The sequence below is a fragment of the Paraburkholderia oxyphila NBRC 105797 genome (assembly GCF_000685075.1).
Lineage (GTDB): Bacteria > Pseudomonadota > Gammaproteobacteria > Burkholderiales > Burkholderiaceae > Paraburkholderia > Paraburkholderia oxyphila.
The window spans coordinates 1-17,261 of record NZ_BAYD01000160.1 but is presented as its reverse complement, the minus strand read 5'-3'; the positions used below and the strand labels follow the sequence as shown (position 1 = coordinate 17,261).

Sequence of the window (17,261 nt, the reverse complement as noted above, 5' to 3'; positions counted from 1 at the left end):
GCACAGGGGCAACGCTTGCGGCCCGCCGCGAAAACAAGTTAAGGCCAACGCCACCGCGTGCATCACGCATCACGCTCATTGCTGGAATCAGGCAACCGGCGCAACAGAAGCAACCAGTTTTCGCCGAAAGCCGCACACGGACCATGAACCCGGATTCGGCTATTGTTAGATCACGCGTTCGTGGTTCCTGGCAGCGTAGCTGAGAGGCCTCTGGTGCATCCGATAACGGTTGGATTGCCCGTACAGAAGACTGGCTCTGGTCATGATCAGTCGCACATTTTGGTGAGCCTTGCTTCCCGCTGGAGAGATTTGTTTTTCCTGTGACGTGACCGGGCCAGGGCCGCCGCGCGCATGGTGATGCCCAACTGCGGAGGTCGCGATGTCACAGGAACTCCCGATGCTCGATCCATTAGCCGCGTTCGTGGACGTCGGCAGCGAACACATGCATGTTTCGGTAGGCGGTAACAAGCCGGAAGTGTTCGGCACCGTGACCTCGCAGCTGCACGCGTTGCGCGACTGGCTGCTCGAACAGGGCGTGCATTCGGTCGCGATGGAAGCGACCGGCATTTACTGGCTGCCGTTGTATGGTGTGCTGGAAAGCGCCGGCCTGGAAGTGCGCATGGTCAATGGCCGGCAGACGCGCAACCTTCCCGGCAGGAAGACCGACATGGCGGACAGCCAGTGGGGGGCCACGCTGCACATGCATGGCCTGCTGCACGCCGGCTTCGTGCCACCGGCCGACATCCGCCGGCTGCAGGACTACCTGCGCCTGCGCGCCGATCATGTGGCGGCCGCCGCCACCTGCGTGCAACTCATGCAGAAGGCCTTCGAGCGTATGAACATCAAGCTGCATGATGTCATCTCGTCCCTGGCCGGCGTCAGCGGCCTGGCGGTGGCACGCGCGATCGTGGCCGGCGAGCGCTCCCCCGAGGCCCTGGTGGCCCTGTGCGACGTGCAGATCCGCCGTAAAAAGGAACAGGCCGTGATCGAGGCCCTGCGTGGCACCTGGGCCGACGAGCACATCTTCGCGTTAGACCAGGCATTGCAATCCTGGGACCACTACCAGAAACTCATCGCCGATTGCGACGCACGCATCGCCACCGTGCTGCCGCCGCACGATGACACCCAACCGCCGCTGCCCAGGTCCACCCGACAGACGGGCGTCAACGCCCCGGAGATTGCCAGGCTGCGCGAGATCCTGGCCCAGATGTGTGGCGGACGGGATCTGACGAAGCTGCCCGCGCTGTCGTCCTACGGCGTGCTGCAACTGATCGGTGAGGTGGGTACCGACCTGAGCGTCTGGCCCACTGAAAAACACTTCACCGCCTGGACCGGACTCGCACCGGGCAGCCACGATAGCGGCAAACGCAGGAAAGGCGTCAAGCGCGGCCGCAACCGGACCGGACGGCTGTTCTGCATGATGGCCCAAAGCCTGGTACGCAGCAGGGACATTGCGCTGGGCGGTTTCTACCGCCGGCTCGCGGCACGCCGCGGCGGCCTGGTGGCCACCAAGGCGCTAGCGCGCAAACTGGCCGCCTGGTTCTGGCGCGTCATGGTCAAGGGCGACGACTACGTAGAAAAGGGACTCGCGCGCTATGAGGAGCAGGTCCGCAAAACCAGGGAGCAGGCCCTCAAGCGCCTGGCCAGGGAACTGGGCCGCGAGCTGGTGCCGGTCCCCGCCGTCACCGGAACAGCCTGAAAACCCCCGAACGCGGGCGGGGTTCATGGAGAGCGCCTCCGACCCCATGACGCGCAAGCGAAGCCGCAACAAACCCCGACACCTTCATCGCCTCGACGAATTCACCAAGCACGGCGGCAGCATGCGGGCCGCGGCTCTTCGCGACGCCCATCGCCTGGCGGATCACCATGAAGCGTTCGCTGAGCAGGCGCAACCCGGGAGTCTTGCGTGCATCCGCTTCGAGTTGCTGCTTGACGCCCGCCGCCACTTCGAGGCCCTGTTCGAGAAACGTCTGCACGACTGCGGGCGACGACGGCGCGCGCACGATTTGCGCCGCCTTCAATTCGCGCGTGAGAAAAAGATCATACGCACTGCCATTGCCAACGGCGACGCGATTGTGCGGCGCGTCCACTTGCGCATTGCTACGCACCGGCGAATCGTCGCGCACCAGATAGAAGCCTTCGATCAGCACATAAGGCGCAGTGAACGCGATCGTCTCGCCGCGCTTGGGATCGACGGCGAAGAAACCGAAATCGGCGCGCTCTTCGCTCACGGCTTCCACCGACTTCGCCGCCGTGTCGAGCACGACCAGTTCAAGCGGCACGCCAACATGCTGCGCGAAAGCCCGCGCCAGATCGATGGACACGCCGGAAACTTCGCCCGTAGCCGGGTCGCGGTTCGCGAGGATGGGATTACCGAGATTGATGGACGCGCGCAGCGTGCCAGTGGGCGCAAATGCTTCGACGAGGGTGGGATCGATATTCATGAGTAGCAAGCCGAGCGCCGCGCGCGTCGCGCGCGGCTCAGTGCGAGGACTTCGCCGGAACCCCGGCTCAGCGCATTATCGCACTGCGGCAGCCAGTCGTCGAAACCTGGCGCCGCAGGCCTGAACTTCACCTCACTGCCGTCCGCTCATGCCGCTCATGGCCGCCATGCCGCGCATGCGCCGCGAGAAATGCGTGCGCTCGGCGTCATCCATCAACGCCAGAAACTGATCCGAGTCCATGTGGATCAGCTCTTCATGGTCGCCGGCCTCGAAGTAGATATCGGGCTGTTCCGCAAGGCTCGATTCGAGGTAGGTTTTCATGCCATAGGCCATGCAGATCGGCGGCAACGCGCCCGCATCGCAGTCCTTGAACAGCTCGCGCAACTCGACTTCAGTGGCGAGCGAGAGCCGGCGTCCCGTCTTGCTCCATAGCTCGGAAAGCTGCACCGCGTAGGTCGAGGGCAGCACGGCGGCCACATAGCCGTCTTCGTCTTCGAGCAGCACGGTTTTAGCGAGACGGTCACCCGGAACGTGCGCCGCAGCCGCCGTTTCCATGCTGGAATGGCTGTATGGGTGACGCACGACTTCGTAGCGGGAACCTTTGCTGCGCAGGCACTCCTGCAGAGTTGGCGACATCGACATGGCACACCTCCTGTCGAAAACCTGGAAGGGAATGAAACGCTGGTGTCTCTCCAGAATAGGTCACTCGCGGCCAATAAGCACGCCGCCATCGGCAAACCGCCCGGCTTCGGCACGCGGGCCCGGCACACACCTGCATCGACCGTGCCCGCGGTGCGCGAGCACTCAGCCTTTCACGCGCAGCGCACGCGGGTCGTACGGCGCATTCAGATGCACGGTCGCCGGAATCTGCTCTCCGGCCACGTCGATCGTGTAGCGTCCGCCAGCGAGCCAGGCGGCGTCGACCGCGCCGTCCTCGCGCGAGAGAAAGCCCATCGCGACCGGGCAGCCGAGCGTATGACCAAAAGCCGCCGAGGTGACCGAGCCCACCGGCTCGCCGTCGCGCAGAATCGCCTCGCCGCCCCACAGCATGCACTCGCTCGCGCCTTCCGCAGTGAGCACGACGAGCCGGCGCTGCAAGGGCTGGTTACGCAAGCGCAGGAGCGCTTCGCGGCCACGGAAGGGAATCTCTTTGTCGAGCTTGCACGCGAACGCGAGACCGGCCTCGAAGGGGTTGCAGTCGGGCGAGAGCTCGCGGCCCCATGCGCGATAGCCTTTTTCCAGCCGCAGCGAATCGATCGCGTAATAGCCGGCATTGACGAGCCCGAACGCCTTGCCCGCCGCTTGCAGGGTCTCGTAGACGCCGACCGCGAACTCGACCGGCACGTACAGCTCCCAGCCCAGTTCGCCCACATAGGTGAGCCGCGTCGCGCGCACCGTCGCGTAGCCGATGTCGACCTCGCGGCTTTGGCCGAACGGAAAGCCCTCGGCGCTCCAGTCCGCCTTCGACACGCTTTGCAGCAACGCCCGCGATTGCGGCCCCATCACGGCGAGCACCGCGTACTGGCTCGTCACGTCCACGAGCACGCAATGGCGATCGGCAGGAATCGCCTTCTCCAGATAGTCGAGATCGCGCGTCGCCTGCGCGGAACCGGTCACCACGAGGTACTGATCGTCGGCAAGGCGCGTGAGCGTGACGTCAGACTCGTAGGTCCCACGTTCGTTTAGTAACCCTGAATAGATGGTGGAGCCCACCGGCACGGCCACGTCGTTCGCGACGATCTCCTGCAGCACCGCTTCGGCATCGCGCCCCTTGACGAGCAGCTTCGCAAACGAGGTCATGTCGAAGAGCGCGACGCCCTCGCGGCAGGCGCGGTGCTCCGCGCCGCTCCACGGCAGCCAGTTCTGCTGGCCGAACGCATAGTCGATGCGCGCCTCGCCGGGGCTCGGCGCGAAGAAGTTTGCGCGCTCCCAGCCCATCTTGCTGCCGAAGCACGCGCCGTCCGCCGCGAGCTGCGCATAGAGCGGCGAGCGGCGGAACGGGCGCGCCGTGTCGAGCTCGCGGTTCGGCCAGGGCATCGCATAGTGCAGCCCGAGCGTTTCCTTCACGCGGTCGTGCAGCCACGTGTCGTTGCCGTTGAAGCGTGCGAAGCGGCGAATGTCGACGGGCCACAGGTCCATGGTCGGCTCGCCGGCCACGATCCATTCGGCGAGCGCCATGCCCGCCCCGCCCGCCGAGGCGATGCCCATCGAATTGAAGCCCGCCCCCACGAAGAAGCGCCGCAACTCGGGCGCCTCGCCCACGATGAAGTTGTTGTCCGGCGTGAACGATTCCGGCCCGTTATAGAACTGGCGGATCTGCGCGGTTTCGAGCGCGGGCACACGCAGCAGCGCGTTTTCCATCAGGATTTCGAACTGATCCCAGTCGTCGGGCAGCAACTGGAACTCGAAATTCTCCGGAATCCCGTTCATGCCCCACGGCTTCGCGTTGGGCTCGAAGCCGCCCATCACGAGCCCGCCCACTTCCTCCTTGAAGTAGATGAAGCCGTCCGGATCGCGCATGACCGGCAGATCGGGATGCACGCCGGCGATGCGCTCGGTCACGATGTAGTAATGCTCAGCCGAATGCAGCGGCACGGTCACGCCGCACATGCGGCCGACCGCCTTCGCCCATTGCCCCGCGCAGTTCACGACGATCTCCGCGTGCAGCGTGCCCTCCTCGCCGTCCTTGTTGCGCCACGACACGCCGGTGGCGGCGCGCCCCGAAGGCGTCTGGGCCGTGTGGACCGCGGTGATGCGCGTGTTCTCGACGATGCGCGCGCCGCGCTGCCGGGCCCCGCGCGCGAGCGACTGCGTGAGGTCGGTGGGATTCGCCTTGCCGTCGCCGGGCAGCCAGACCGCGCCCAGCAGGTCGTCGGTGCGCATCACGGGCCACAGTTCGCCGGCCTCGCGCGGCCCGATCACGTCGCAGACCACGCCATAAGCCCGCGCGGAGGCCGCCGTGCGCTTGAGTTGCGTCATCCGCTCCTTCGTGCGCGCCACCGAGAGCGAGCCGCATTGCTTCCAGCCCGTGGCCAGCCCTGTCTCGGCCTCGAGCTCGGCGTACAGCGCCGTCGAGTAGCGGATCAGCTTGGTCATGCTCTGCTGCGAGCGCAGCTGGCCAACGAGGCCCGCGGCGTGCCACGTGGTGCCGCACGAGAGCGTGCCTTGCTCGAGCAGGACGACGTCGCGCCAGCCGAGTTTGGTGAGGTGATACGCAACGGAACAACCGACGATACCGCCGCCGACGATGACGACTTTGGCATGCGTGGGAACTGGAGTGGACATGGGGATGGGCCTCGATGCGAAAGGAAATGACGTGACGAGGAATTCTGGCAGTGAATTTTGACAAGCCAAAGAATGCAACATAAAACAACAAAAAACAACATCGAAACTCCGTATCCCGTCTATCCCGGTGGCATCATAAGCACGCCCGGCTGCGCGCCCCGTCGCCCGGCAACGCGCGTCGCCCCCCCGATACGGTGGTCCTTGCGCCATCCCGCCCGTGTCATTCGGCGTACGCTGCCAGGCCAAATCGATGTTCGCGGCATTTTGTGGTATTTTGTGACTTAACACGTACTGGCACCAGGAACGGCGTACCGCGCCCCACCTCGCTGGCCGCATCTGGCCAGCCGCACCTCGCCAGCCATACCTGGCCAGTCCCGCGCCTTTGCCCGAGAACCGACACCATGGCCGATAACCATTCAGCCCCACCCGTTGCGCCGGCCGCGCTGCTGAACCGGCGTCTCGCCGTCGGCCGCATCGACTACATCCTGCAAAGCCTCGACGCCACCGGCTCGGTGAGCGTCGCGGACATGTCGGCCACGCTCGGGGTCTCGCGCGAAACCATCCGCCGCGACCTGAAGAGCCTGGCCGAGCAGGGCCGTCTCTCCCTCGTGCATGGCGGCGCCGCGAAGCGGCCGCAGGACGACGAGCCATCGCTTGCCACGCGCGAGGCGGCCAACGCCATAGGCAAGGCGGTGATCGGCGCGGCCGCGGCGCGCCTCGTGGCCAACGGCATGGTCGTGCTGATCGACTCGGGCTCGACCACGCTCGGTCTCGCCGCCTCGCTCGCGAACCACACCAACCTCACGGTCATCACCAACAGCCTGCCGATCGCGCTGCTGCTATGCCGCTCGCCGGGCGTGAAAGTCATCATGCTCGGCGGCGACATCGAGCCCAACGACGAAGCGGCATTCGGCGTCGAGACAATGGCGGCGCTCGCGCATTTCCGCTGCGATCTCGTGTTCCTCGGCGTGGGCGGCATCTCGCCCGAGGGCGAATTCACCGACTATTCGCGCCTCGCCGCCGAGCAGCGGCACCTCATGATGAAAGCGGGCAAAGAGGTCTACGTGCTCGCGGACCACACCAAGTTCGAGCACGGCACGCCCGTGCGGATCGCCCCCGTGCCGCACATCGCCGGGGTGATCGTCGATGCGCCGCCGCCCGCGCGCATGGCTCGTGTCTTCGCGCAGAACCAGTGGAGCGTGATCGTCGCCAGCGGCCAAAGCTGACGCGCCTTCGCACACCACAAGCCCTCCTCACGGCGGCCCGCGCCGCCCGCTTCTCCTTCCCCCCTCGTCCATTCCCTCCCCGCCGCCGCGCCCAGTGCGCGAGCGTGCCGCCCAGGCACGCCGCTGCTGGCCGTTTGCGCTTGAAGCGCCGCCTTCGGCGTATCGGTGTATCTCCTGGGTATGTGGCAATTTATGGCGTATTGACTGTTTTTGTTGCAAGTCGTAAAGTGGGTTTAACAATGCAGTGACGTAGTGTCAGAACCGACCTTCACGGAGACACCTCATGACGGCTTCTTCCACGTCTTGCCCGCCCGCCACTTCCGCCACCGGCATGTCCGCAACCGGCATGTCTGAAACCGGCGATCCGCTGCTGCTCACGCCCGGCCCGCTCACCACCTCGCGCACTGTCAAGGCCGCGATGGTTCACGACTGGGGTTCGCGCGACGCGAACTTCATCGAAATCAACCGCTCGGTGCTCGCGCGCCTCGCCAGCATCGCCAACGGCGCCGGCGACTGGGTGACCGTGCCGATGCAAGGCTCGGGCACCTTCGCCGTGGAGGCGATGCTCACCACCTTCGTGCCCGCCAACGGCGAGGTGCTGGTGCTGATCAACGGCGCCTATGGCAAGCGTGCAAAGCGCATTCTCGAGATTGCCGGACGCAAGACCGTGGTCCATGAAACGCCCGAGGACACGCCGCCGGATCTCGCGCAAGTGGAAGCGCTGCTCGCGAGCACGCCGTCGATCACGCATGTGTTCACGATTCATTGCGAGACCACCTCCGGCATCCTGAATCCCATCGCGCAGATCGGCGCGCTCGCGCACAAGTACGGCAAGGGCTATCTCGTTGATTCGATGAGCGCGTTCGGCGCGTTGCCACTCGACGTGCAGACCATGCATATCGACGCGGTCGCGGCGTCGTCCAACAAGTGCATCGAGGGCGTGCCGGGCCTCGGCTTCGTGATTTGCCGGCGGGAGGCGCTCGCGCGCACCCAGGGCAACGCCACCACGCTCGTGCTCGACCTGCACGAGCAGTGGACCAACCTGGAGAAAACGAGCCAGTACCGCTTCACGCCGCCTACCCACGTGATCGTGGCGTTCCACCAGGCGCTCAACGAATTCGACGCCGAAGGCGGCGTAGCCGGGCGCGGCGCGCGCTATCGCACCAACTGCAAGATCCTGCTCGAAGGCATGCGCGCGCTCGGCTTCAAGCCGCTGCTGCCCGACGCCTTGCAGGCACCGATCATCGTCACGTTCCATATGCCCGAGGACCCGCGCTTCGTCTTCCCGCAGTTCTACGAAAGCCTCAAGGCGCGCGGCTATGTGATCTACCCGGGCAAGCTCACGGTGGCGGATTCGTTCCGCATCGGCTGCATCGGCCGCATCGGCGAGAAGGAAATGCGTGCGGCGCTTGCCGCGATCGGTGAAGTGCTGGAAGAAATGGGCGCGGCCGGCGTAGGTGTAACCGGTCCGGTCGCCAAAACCGCTTGAGAGGAGTTGTAATGAGTACCCTGAACGACAACGTACTGGCCGTGAACGGCCGCGAATACCGCTTCCCGACCGCGCCCGTCGTGGTGATCTGCCTCGACGGCTCGGAGCCCGCCTATATCGAAGAAGCCGTCAAGGCCGGGCGCGCGCCGAACCTCGGGAGGCTGCTGCGCACGGGCACGAGCCGCATCGCCCAGTGCGTGATTCCGAGCTTCACGAACCCGAACAATCTGTCCATCCTCACGGGCCGTCCGCCCAAGGTGCACGGCATTGCAGGCAACTACTTCTACGACCGCGCGAGCGGCGAAGAAGTGATGATGAACGACGCACGCTTCCTGCGCGCGCCCACGATCTTCGAAACCTTCCATGCGGCCGGCGCGAAGGTGGCGGTCGTGACCGCCAAGGACAAGCTGCGCACGCTGCTGGGCAAGGGGCTCGATTTTGCGAGCGGCCGCGCGATCGCCTTCTCCGCGGAAAAGGCCGACCAGGCCACGCGCGCGGGCAATGGCATCGGCGACGTGCTCGCCTTCGTTGGCAAGCCGCTGCCCGATGTCTACTCGGCCGAACTCTCCGAGTTCGTGTTCGCGGCGGGCGTGAAGCTGCTCGACACCTTCCGCCCCGACCTGATGTATCTCTCGACCACCGACTACGTGCAGCACAAGGCCGCGCCGGGCTCGCCGAAAGCCAACGACTTCTACGCCATGTTCGACCGCTACGTGGGCCAGCTCGACGAGGCCGGCTGCGTGCTCGCGATCACCGCCGACCACGGCATGAACGACAAGCACCGCGCGAACGGCGAGCCTGACGTGCTCTATCTGCAGGACCTGTTCGACGAGTGGACCGGCAAGGGCCAGGCGCGCGTGATCCTGCCGATCACCGACCCGTACGTGGCGCACCACGGCGCGCTCGGCTCGTTCGCGACCATCTATCTGCCCGAAGGCGCGGATGAGGCAGCGCTGCTCGAGCGCCTGCGCAAGACCGAAGGCGTCGAGCTCGCGCTCGACAGCGCGGCGGCTTGCGAGCGCTTCGAGCTGCCGCCCGACCGTGTCGGCGACATCGTCGTGATCGGCACGCGCAACAAGGTGCTGGGCACGAGCGCGGCGCGCCACGACTTCTCGGGCCTCACCGAGCCGCTGCGCTCGCACGGCGGGCTCTCGGAACAGGACGTGCCGCTGCTCGTGAACCGCAAGATCGACTGGCCGCAGGGCCGCGCGCTGCGCAACTTCGACATCTTCGACGTCGCGCTGAACTGCGTGGTGCAAACCGCCATCGCATAACGCGCTGCAAGCACTGCAAACACTGCGCGCACCGGACGCACCACAGGCACTTCAGGAACCGAACGCACCGAACACCCCCCGCGCGCCGCCGCCGCCCGCCTTCGCGGTCGGCGCGCGCAGGCCACAGCACAGACACCGGAACACCCACCGGAACCCGCAACGAGGTATGCGATGAACGTCATGACCAAACCCGCATTCAAGCAGGAGTCCATGCGCATCGCCGGCCGGCATGTCACGACCGACGAAGTGATCGAAGTCCTGAACCCGTACACGAACGAGGTGGTCGGCACCGTGCCCGCCGGCCGCCCCGAGCATGTGCAGGAAGCCTTTGCAAAAGCCCACGCCGTCAAGCCATCGCTCACGCGCTTCGAGCGTCAGCGCATCCTCCAGACCACCGCCGAGGCGCTGCGCGATCGCAAGGAAGATTTTGCGCGCCTCATCACCGCGGAGTCGGGGCTGTGCTGGAAGGACTCGCTCTACGAGGCGAGCCGCGCCTACGACGTCTGGTCGTTCGCGGCGCAGCTCACCATCAAGGACGACGGCGAAGTCTATTCGTGCGACATCAGCCCGAACGGCAAGAACCGCAAGATCTTCACGACGCGCCTGCCGCTGCTCGGCGTGATCTCGGCCATCACGCCGTTCAACCACCCGCTGAACATGGTGAGCCACAAGCTCGCGCCGGCCATCGCCACCAACAACCGCGTCGTGCTCAAGCCCACCGAGCTCACGCCGCTGACCGCGCTCGCGCTCGCCGATGTGCTCTATGAAGCGGGCCTGCCGCCCGACATGCTGAGCGTCGTGACCGGCAATCCGCGCACCATGGGCGACGCCATGATCACGGACCCGCACTGCGACCTCATCACCTTCACGGGCTCGGTGCGCGTGGGCAAGTACATCGCCCAAAACGCGGGCTACCGCCGCACGGTGCTGGAGCTCGGCGGCAACGACCCGCTCATCGTGATGGAGGACGCCGACCTCGACCGTGCCGCCCAGCTCGCGGTCACGGGCGCGACCAAGAACTCGGGGCAGCGCTGCACGGCGGTCAAGCGCATCCTGGTGGTGGAGAGCGTGGCGGACGCCTTCGTCGAACGGGTGCTTGTGCACGCAAAGAAGCTCACGTGCGGCGACCCGATGGACCCGGACGTGGACGTGGGCACCGTGATCAACGAGGCGTCCGCGCAACTGTTCGAGCGCCGCGTGGCGGACGCCGAGGCGAAAGGGGCACGCGTGCTGTATGGCGCGCCGCGCCGTGGCGCTCTCTTCGCGCCCACGGTCGTCGATCACGTGCCCTATGACTGCGAACTCGTGCACGAAGAAACGTTTGGCCCGGTGATCCCGATCATCCGCGTGCCGGACAACCTCGAAGAGGTGATCCGCATCTCCAACTCGACAGCTTATGGCCTGTCTTCGGGCATCTGCACGAACCGGCTCGACTACACGACGCGCTTCGTCAAGGACCTGGAAGTGGGCACGGTGAACGTCTGGGAAGTGCCGGGCTATCGCACGGAAATGTCGCCGTTCGGCGGCATCAAGGATTCGGGCAATGGATACAAGGAGGGCATGGTCGAGGCAATGAAGAGCTACACCAACGTGAGAACCTGGTCGATGCCGTGGGAGTGAGGCATTGGCGGCCGTGCCTGGGCGGGGTTCCATGCACGGCCACGCAGTAACCCTGGCTGGTTTCAAATAATTCGAACAGGCAACATTGTCACGCCATTGTCACACGGCAGCACCTGCAAACAAGCGACGCAAGCCGCCAAATGCGCGGCCACAAGAGCTTTTTTCAGCATCCGAACTCAACGCAAGGAAGGATGGATATGAAGACTCCACTGATCGCCGCGGTGACCTGTGTTTTCGCCCTCGCAGCGGCCCCCGTCTACGCGCAATCCAACGTCGTGACCCTCTATAGCGCGGACGGTCTTCACGACGGCTCGCCGAGCTGGTTCGGCAACGAGTTCGAAGCCTTCACGAAGGCAACGGGCATCAAGGTGCAGTACATCGAGGCCGGTTCGAGCGGCGTGGTGGACCGCCTCGGCAAGGAGAAGTCGAACATCCAGGCGGACGTGCTCGTGACGCTGCCGCCGTTCATGCAGAAGGCGGCCGCCGATGGCCTGCTGCAAGCCTACACGCCGGCCGGCGCGGACAAGATCGATGCGCGCGACAAGGACCCGAAGGGCATGTACGTCGCGATGGTCGACAACTACCCCACCTTCATCTACAACTCGGCGGTGCTCAAGACGCCGCCCAAGGCCTACGCGGACCTGCTCGCACCGCAGTACAAGCAGAAGGTGCAGTACTCCACGCCTGGCCAGGCCGGTGACGGCACCGCGCTCATGCTGCAGACCTTCCACGCTTTCGGCGGCAAGGACGGCGGCTTCGATTATCTGCGCAAGCTCCAGGTGAACAACCTCGGGCCGTCCGCTTCAACGGGCAAGCTCACGGCGCTCGTGAACAAGGGCGAGCTCTATGTGGCCAACGGCGACCTGCAGATGAACCTCTCGCAGATGCGCGACAACCCCAACATTCAGGTGTTCTTCCCGGCCGGACCCGATGGCAAGCGCACCACGTTCTCGCTGCCCTACTACGTCGGCCTCGTCAACGGCGCGCCGCACGCCGAGAACGGCAAGAAGCTGATCGACTTCCTGCTGAGCGCCGAGGCCCAGCAAGAGGTCAGCAAAACCGCCTACGGCATGCCGGTGCGCACCGACGTGCATCCCACCGACAACAACTTCAAGACGCTCAACGCGACGCTGCAAGGCGTCGACCTCTGGGTGCCCGACTGGAATCAGGTCATGCGCGACCTGAAGTCCGACGTGGCGACGTACAACCACGCGATTTCGAGCAACTGAACGAGCAACTCATGGCCAATTCCCTCACCATGGAACGGGGGCCGCAGCAGCAGGCCTCCCCGGTGCCGGCCGCTCTCGCGCAAGGCGCGAGCGGTATCGGCTTCGAGAACGTATCGGTCGCGTACGGCGGGCAGACGATCCTCGACTCGCTCACGCTCACCGTGAAGCCCGGCGAGATCGTCGCGCTGATCGGCCCTTCGGGCTCGGGCAAAACCACCGCGCTGCGGGCAGTCGCGGGCTTCGTGCAGCCGAGCGCGGGACGCATCGTGATCGGCAATAAGGACGTCACGCGGCTGCCGCCCTATGCGCGCAACATCGGCATGGTCGTGCAGAACTACGCACTGTTCCCGCACATGCGCGTGGAGGACAACGTCGCGTTCGGGCTGCGCGCACGCGGCGAAGACGCCGATGTGATCCGCGCTCGCGTGCCCGAGTGCCTCGGCCTCGTGGGCATGTCGAAGTATGCGAAGCGCTATCCGCGCGAGCTGTCGGGCGGCCAGCAACAGCGCGTCGCGATCGCCCGCGCGCTGGCGATCCGGCCGCAGGTGCTGCTGCTCGACGAGCCGCTCTCGGCACTCGATGCGCAGATCCGCCGCTCGATGCTCGACGAGCTCGCCAAGCTGCACCGCAGCCTGCCCTCGCTGACCGTGCTGTACGTGACGCACGACCAGACCGAGGCGCTCACGCTCGCGAACCACATCGGCATCATGCGCGACGGCAAGCTCGTGGCCTACGGCGACACCCAGGGACTGTACCGGCATCCGCCGAACCGCTTCGCCGCCGAATTCCTCGGGCGCGCGAACGTGCTGCCGGCACGCCAGCTCGAGCCGCTCGCCGACGGTTTCGCGCGGGTGCGCTGCGGCGACTTCACGATCGAGGGGCGCAACCATCATGGTTTGGCCGCCAGCAGCGAGTGCTACGTCTGCGTGCGCCCGCACGACCTGCACTTCGAGCCGAGCCCGCCGAAGACCAACTGCGTGATGGGCATCGTGCGCAGCGTGCAGTGGCTGGGCGAGCTGCACAGCATCGTGCTCGAAGTGGGCGACGAGACCCTGCGCCTCACGCGCGCGCCGCTTTCTAGCCCACCCGAACCGGGTGCCGTGCTGCCCGTGCATTTCGATGCGGCGGACGTCACGCTCGTACCGGAGGTCGAAGGCCATGGCTGATATCGCAACTCCGGCAATGGCGCCGCCGCCTGCACGCGCCGGCCGCTCCGGTGCGCTCTCGCGCAACCTGTGGATCGCACCGCCGCTCGTCGTGCTCGCGGCGATCTTCTTCTACCCGTTCGGCCTCATCGTGGCGCAGGCGCTCGGCGGCGATACGCACACGCTCACGCTCGAGAACTTCGCCACCGTGCTGCATTCGCGGCAGTTCCTGAGCGGCCTGTATCACACGATCGCGATTGCCGTCTGCGCGTCGGCGGGCTGTCTCGTGCTCGGCTTCATATTCTCGCTCGTGATCGCGTTCGTGCCATTTCCGGGTGCACGTTTCGTAGGACGCCTGATCGACACGTTCATCGCATTGCCGACGTTTCTGGTCGCGCTTGCGTTCACGTTCGTGTATGGATCGGCCGGACTCCTGAATCAATCGCTGATGGCGCTGTTCCACCTCAATCTGCCGCCCGTCGACTTCCTCTACACGCAGTGGGGGGTTGTGCTCTCGGAGATCACGGTCTACGCGCCGTTCATCATGCGGCCGCTGCTCGCCTGCTTCTCGCAGATCGACAACGCGCAGATCGAAGTGGCGAGCAGCCTGGGCGCGAAGCCGCTGCGCATCATCCGGCAGATCATCCTGCCGGCCGCGCTGCCCGCCCTGCTCGCGGGCGGGAGCCTCTGCCTGCTGCTTACCGTGAACGAGTTCGGCATCGTGCTGTTCATCGGCGCGAAGGACGTCATTACCCTGCCGCTGCTCATCTACGGCAAGGCCATCCAGGAGTTCGACTACACCACCGCTTGCGTGATTGCCGTCATCAACATCGCACTGTCGCTCGGGCTCTACGCCTGCTACCGCACAGTCGTGTCACTTTTCGGAGGTCGCCGTGCTGCTCTGGGCTAAGTGGGCAAGAGTGTCGACATGGAGCGCCACCGCGCTGCTGTTCTGCGCGATCTACGGACTGCCGGTGGCGATGATCGCGCTCGCGAGCGTGAGCGGGCAATGGAACGGCATCCTGCCGAGCCACTTCACGCTCGCGCACTACACGCGGGCGCTGCACGGCGATTCCGCCGACCTGCTGCGCGTGAGCGTGCTCACCGGCGCGCTCGCGAGCGGCGCGGCGCTCGTGAGCGGCACGTGGGCGGCGCTCGCGCTGCGGCGCATGAAGGGCATCCCCAAGCGCGTGCTCGACGTGATCTTCTTCGTGCCGAGCGCGGTGCCGTCGGTCTCGATCGGCCTGGGGCTGCTCGTGGCCTTCAGCCAGCCGCCGGTGTTGCTCAACGGCACGGCCACGATCGTGTTCCTCGCGCACTTCCTGCTGATTTCGGCGTTCACGTACGGCAACGTCTCGGCGGGGCTCTCGCGGGTCGCGCCCGAGTACGGCGAGGTGGCGGAGAGTCTGGGCGCGCGGCCGTTTTACGAGCTCACACGCGTGACGCTGCCACTCGTCGCACCCTACCTGCTCGCGTCGTTCAGCCTGAGCTTCGCGCTCTCGATGGGCGAGCTGGGCGCCACGCTGATGATCTATCCGCCGGGATGGGTGACGCTGCCCGTGGGCATCTTCGCGCTCTCCGACCGCGGTGCGATCTTCGACGCGTCGACGCTCACGATGGTCCTTGGCGCAGGCACGCTCTTCGTGCTGCTCGGGCTCTCGCGCATCTCGACCAAGGCGGCGGTGCGGTAATGGGCTGAAGCTACGCGAGGCCGCCATTGCAGGAGGGCAATTGCGGCTGGAACACCGATTGCGCAGGCAAAAACAAACAACTCCAAGGAGGCGCCGAATGGTCCTGATCGTCCTTCATCTCGCGGGTGGCGTCGCGCTGCTCACATGGGGCCTGCATATGGTCGAGTCGGGGCTGATGCGGGCGTTCGGCGCCTCGCTCAAGCGCTTCATGGCGAAGAGCCTCGGCAACCGCTTCAACGCGTTCTTTGCGGGGCTCGCCATCACCGGCGCGCTGCAGAGCAGCACGGCGACGGGCATGATCGCGTCGTCATTCGCGGCGCGCGGGCTCATGCGCCCCGTCACGGGGCTCGCCGTGATGCTCGGCGCGAACGTGGGCTCGACGCTGATCGTGCAAGCCTTCTCGCTGGACTTGAGCTGGATCTCGCCCGCCTGCCTGCTGATCGGCATGGCCCTGTTCGAAAAGGGCAAAGGCTCGCGCAACCGCGACATCGGCCGCGCTTCGATCGGCCTCGGCCTGATGCTGCTCGCGCTCACGTTGCTCGTCTCGACCGTGCAACCTGCCGAATCCGCGCCCGCGCTGCGCACGGTGCTTGGCGCGCTGGCCGGCGAGCCCGTGCTCAACGCCGCGCTCGCGTGCCTGCTCACGTGGGCCGCGCATTCGAGCATCCCGGTCGTGCTGTTCGTGATGTCGCTCGCGAACATGCATTCGATCCCCATGGACAGCGCGATCGCGATGGTGCTGGGCGCCAACGTGGGCAGCGCGCTGAACCCGTATTTCGAAGCCGCGAAAGGCGACGACCGCAGCCGCCGCCGGCTGCCCGCGGGCAACCTGCTGCTGCGCGGCGGCGTGTGCATCCTGATGCTTGGCGCTTGCGCGCCGCTCGGACAGTGGCTTGACGGCCTGCACGGCGACGCAAGCCGGGCGATTGCGAACTTCCATACCGGTCTGAATGTGGCCATCGCGGTGGTGTTCATTGGCCTGCTCGACCCGGTGGCGCGGCTGCTCGAACGCCTGCTGCCCGCGCCTGGCACTGCCGACGACTCCGACGCGCCCCGCTACCTCGACGAAGGTGTGCTCGAGACGCCCTCCCAGGCGCTCGCCTGCGCGGCGCGCGAAGTGATCCGCATGAGCGAGGTGGTGGAGGTGATGCTGCGCTCGAGCGTGCCGGTGCTGCTCGCCAACGACCGCCGCGCCGTGAGCGACCTCGCGAGCTGCGACGACACCGTGGACATGCTGCACGACGCGATCAAGCACTATGTCACGGAGATCACGCGCGAGCCGCTCAGCGAAGAAGACCGGCGCTGGGCCTCGGCGATCATGACGGCGGTGATCAACCTCGAGCATATCGGCGACATCATCGACAAGAATCTGCTGGAGATCGCGCAGAAGAAGATCAAGATGCAGTTGAGCTTTTCGCCCGAGGGCGCCGAGGAATTGCGCATGATGCACCGGTCGGTGACGGGCAGCTTCCACCGCGCTCAGGCGCTGCTCGTCTCGGGCCGCACGCAGACCGCCCAGCAGCTCATCGCCGACAAGCAGGCGCTGCGGCGGCTTGAGCGCGCGGCGCGCGACCGGCACCTTGAAAGGCTGCGCGACGGGCTGCCGGACAGCATTGCGTCGAGCTCGCTGCATCTCGATGCGCTGCGTGACCTCGTGAGGATTCAGTCGCATATTTGTGCGCTTGCTTATCCGTTGCTCGAGCGGGAGCGGGATAAGGTCGAGATTGAAGCGGCGCAGGCGCCGATGACCGATGCGAATTGTCGTGGATCGTGAGGATGCTGGCTATTGTGGAGCGCTTTCGGCCACGCCTGATTTTTGGTGGCTTTTGGTGGCGTTGGCCTTAACTTGTTTTCGCGG

The 17,261-nt window shown here is 66.0% G+C and carries 13 protein-coding genes; 10 read left to right on the top strand and 3 right to left on the bottom strand.

The window, feature by feature from the left end:
* The first annotated feature begins 379 nt into the window (after nt 1-379).
* Nucleotides 380-1,699, top strand: coding sequence for an IS110 family RNA-guided transposase (locus BO1_RS45400; protein WP_028223247.1), 1,320 nt, complete (start codon nt 380-382; stop codon nt 1,697-1,699).
* On the opposite strand, the gene BO1_RS55520 is transcribed toward BO1_RS45400, so the two are convergent.
* From BO1_RS55520 to BO1_RS45385, 3 genes are all read right to left on the bottom strand, one after another.
* Nucleotides 1,683-2,444: an ABC transporter substrate-binding protein gene (locus BO1_RS55520; protein ID WP_043289027.1), complete on the bottom strand. Its 762-nt coding sequence runs from the start codon at nt 2,442-2,444 to the stop codon at nt 1,683-1,685. The genes BO1_RS45400 and BO1_RS55520 overlap by 17 nt on opposite strands.
* A gap of 132 nt (nt 2,445-2,576) precedes the next feature.
* Nucleotides 2,577-3,086 carry an aminoacyl-tRNA deacylase gene (locus BO1_RS45390; RefSeq protein WP_028223246.1) on the bottom strand — a complete coding sequence of 170 codons (510 nt, stop codon included), beginning with the start codon at nt 3,084-3,086 and terminating at the stop codon, nt 2,577-2,579.
* A 162-nt stretch (nt 3,087-3,248) separates the two neighbouring features.
* A complete protein-coding gene (locus BO1_RS45385; protein WP_028223245.1) occupies nt 3,249-5,729 on the bottom strand; it encodes a GcvT family protein in 2,481 nt (826 codons plus the stop codon).
* Nucleotides 5,730-6,130: 401 nt separating this feature from the next.
* On the opposite strand from BO1_RS45385, the gene BO1_RS45380 reads away from it, so the two are divergent.
* From BO1_RS45380 to BO1_RS45340, 9 genes are all read left to right on the top strand, one after another.
* Complete coding sequence (locus tag BO1_RS45380) at nt 6,131-6,955, top strand: DeoR/GlpR family DNA-binding transcription regulator (protein ID WP_043289025.1); 825 nt, start codon at nt 6,131-6,133, stop codon at nt 6,953-6,955.
* A 346-nt stretch (nt 6,956-7,301) separates the two neighbouring features.
* On the top strand, nt 7,302-8,444 hold the full coding sequence (locus BO1_RS45375; protein WP_028223243.1) for a 2-aminoethylphosphonate--pyruvate transaminase: 1,143 nt from the start codon (nt 7,302-7,304) through the stop codon (nt 8,442-8,444).
* 11 nt (nt 8,445-8,455) lie between these two features.
* Nucleotides 8,456-9,718 carry a phosphonoacetate hydrolase gene (phnA, locus tag BO1_RS45370; protein WP_028223242.1) on the top strand — a complete coding sequence of 421 codons (1,263 nt, stop codon included), beginning with the start codon at nt 8,456-8,458 and terminating at the stop codon, nt 9,716-9,718.
* A gap of 171 nt (nt 9,719-9,889) precedes the next feature.
* Nucleotides 9,890-11,338: a phosphonoacetaldehyde dehydrogenase gene (gene phnY, locus BO1_RS45365; RefSeq protein ID WP_043289024.1), complete on the top strand. Its 1,449-nt coding sequence runs from the start codon at nt 9,890-9,892 to the stop codon at nt 11,336-11,338.
* A 197-nt stretch (nt 11,339-11,535) separates the two neighbouring features.
* The gene (locus BO1_RS45360) at nt 11,536-12,567 is read left to right on the top strand and encodes a 2-aminoethylphosphonate ABC transporter substrate-binding protein (RefSeq protein WP_028223240.1); all 1,032 of its coding nucleotides are present in this window, start codon (nt 11,536-11,538) and stop codon (nt 12,565-12,567) included.
* Between the two features lie 11 nt (nt 12,568-12,578).
* Entirely contained in the window at nt 12,579-13,733 is a 1,155-nt protein-coding gene (locus BO1_RS45355) for an ABC transporter ATP-binding protein (protein ID WP_084688785.1), read from the top strand.
* Nucleotides 13,726-14,622: a 2-aminoethylphosphonate ABC transporter permease subunit gene (locus tag BO1_RS45350; protein ID WP_028223238.1), complete on the top strand. Its 897-nt coding sequence runs from the start codon at nt 13,726-13,728 to the stop codon at nt 14,620-14,622. Before BO1_RS45355 ends, BO1_RS45350 begins: the two co-directional genes overlap by 8 nt.
* A complete protein-coding gene (locus BO1_RS45345) occupies nt 14,606-15,403 on the top strand; it encodes an ABC transporter permease subunit (protein WP_028223237.1) in 798 nt (265 codons plus the stop codon). Before BO1_RS45350 ends, BO1_RS45345 begins: the two co-directional genes overlap by 17 nt.
* A gap of 97 nt (nt 15,404-15,500) precedes the next feature.
* Entirely contained in the window at nt 15,501-17,177 is a 1,677-nt protein-coding gene (locus BO1_RS45340) for a Na/Pi cotransporter family protein (protein WP_028223236.1), read from the top strand.
* Nucleotides 17,178-17,261: the final 84 nt, after the last annotated feature.

Bases quoted from the DNA above. Each gene is read 5' to 3' on its own strand.
- BO1_RS45400 (WP_028223247.1), top strand. From the start codon at position 380: ATGTCACAGGAACTCCCGATGCTCGATCCATTAGCCGCGTTCGTGGAC.
- BO1_RS55520 (WP_043289027.1), bottom strand. From the start codon at position 2,444: ATGAATATCGATCCCACCCTCGTCGAAGCATTTGCGCCCACTGGCACG.
- BO1_RS45390 (WP_028223246.1), bottom strand. From the start codon at position 3,086: ATGTCGATGTCGCCAACTCTGCAGGAGTGCCTGCGCAGCAAAGGTTCC.
- BO1_RS45385 (WP_028223245.1), bottom strand. From the start codon at position 5,729: ATGTCCACTCCAGTTCCCACGCATGCCAAAGTCGTCATCGTCGGCGGC.
- BO1_RS45380 (WP_043289025.1), top strand. From the start codon at position 6,131: ATGGCCGATAACCATTCAGCCCCACCCGTTGCGCCGGCCGCGCTGCTG.
- BO1_RS45375 (WP_028223243.1), top strand. From the start codon at position 7,302: ATGTCTGAAACCGGCGATCCGCTGCTGCTCACGCCCGGCCCGCTCACC.
- phnA (WP_028223242.1), top strand. From the start codon at position 8,456: ATGAGTACCCTGAACGACAACGTACTGGCCGTGAACGGCCGCGAATAC.
- phnY (WP_043289024.1), top strand. From the start codon at position 9,890: ATGAACGTCATGACCAAACCCGCATTCAAGCAGGAGTCCATGCGCATC.
- BO1_RS45360 (WP_028223240.1), top strand. From the start codon at position 11,536: ATGAAGACTCCACTGATCGCCGCGGTGACCTGTGTTTTCGCCCTCGCA.
- BO1_RS45355 (WP_084688785.1), top strand. From the start codon at position 12,579: ATGGCCAATTCCCTCACCATGGAACGGGGGCCGCAGCAGCAGGCCTCC.
- BO1_RS45350 (WP_028223238.1), top strand. From the start codon at position 13,726: ATGGCTGATATCGCAACTCCGGCAATGGCGCCGCCGCCTGCACGCGCC.
- BO1_RS45340 (WP_028223236.1), top strand. From the start codon at position 15,501: ATGGTCCTGATCGTCCTTCATCTCGCGGGTGGCGTCGCGCTGCTCACA.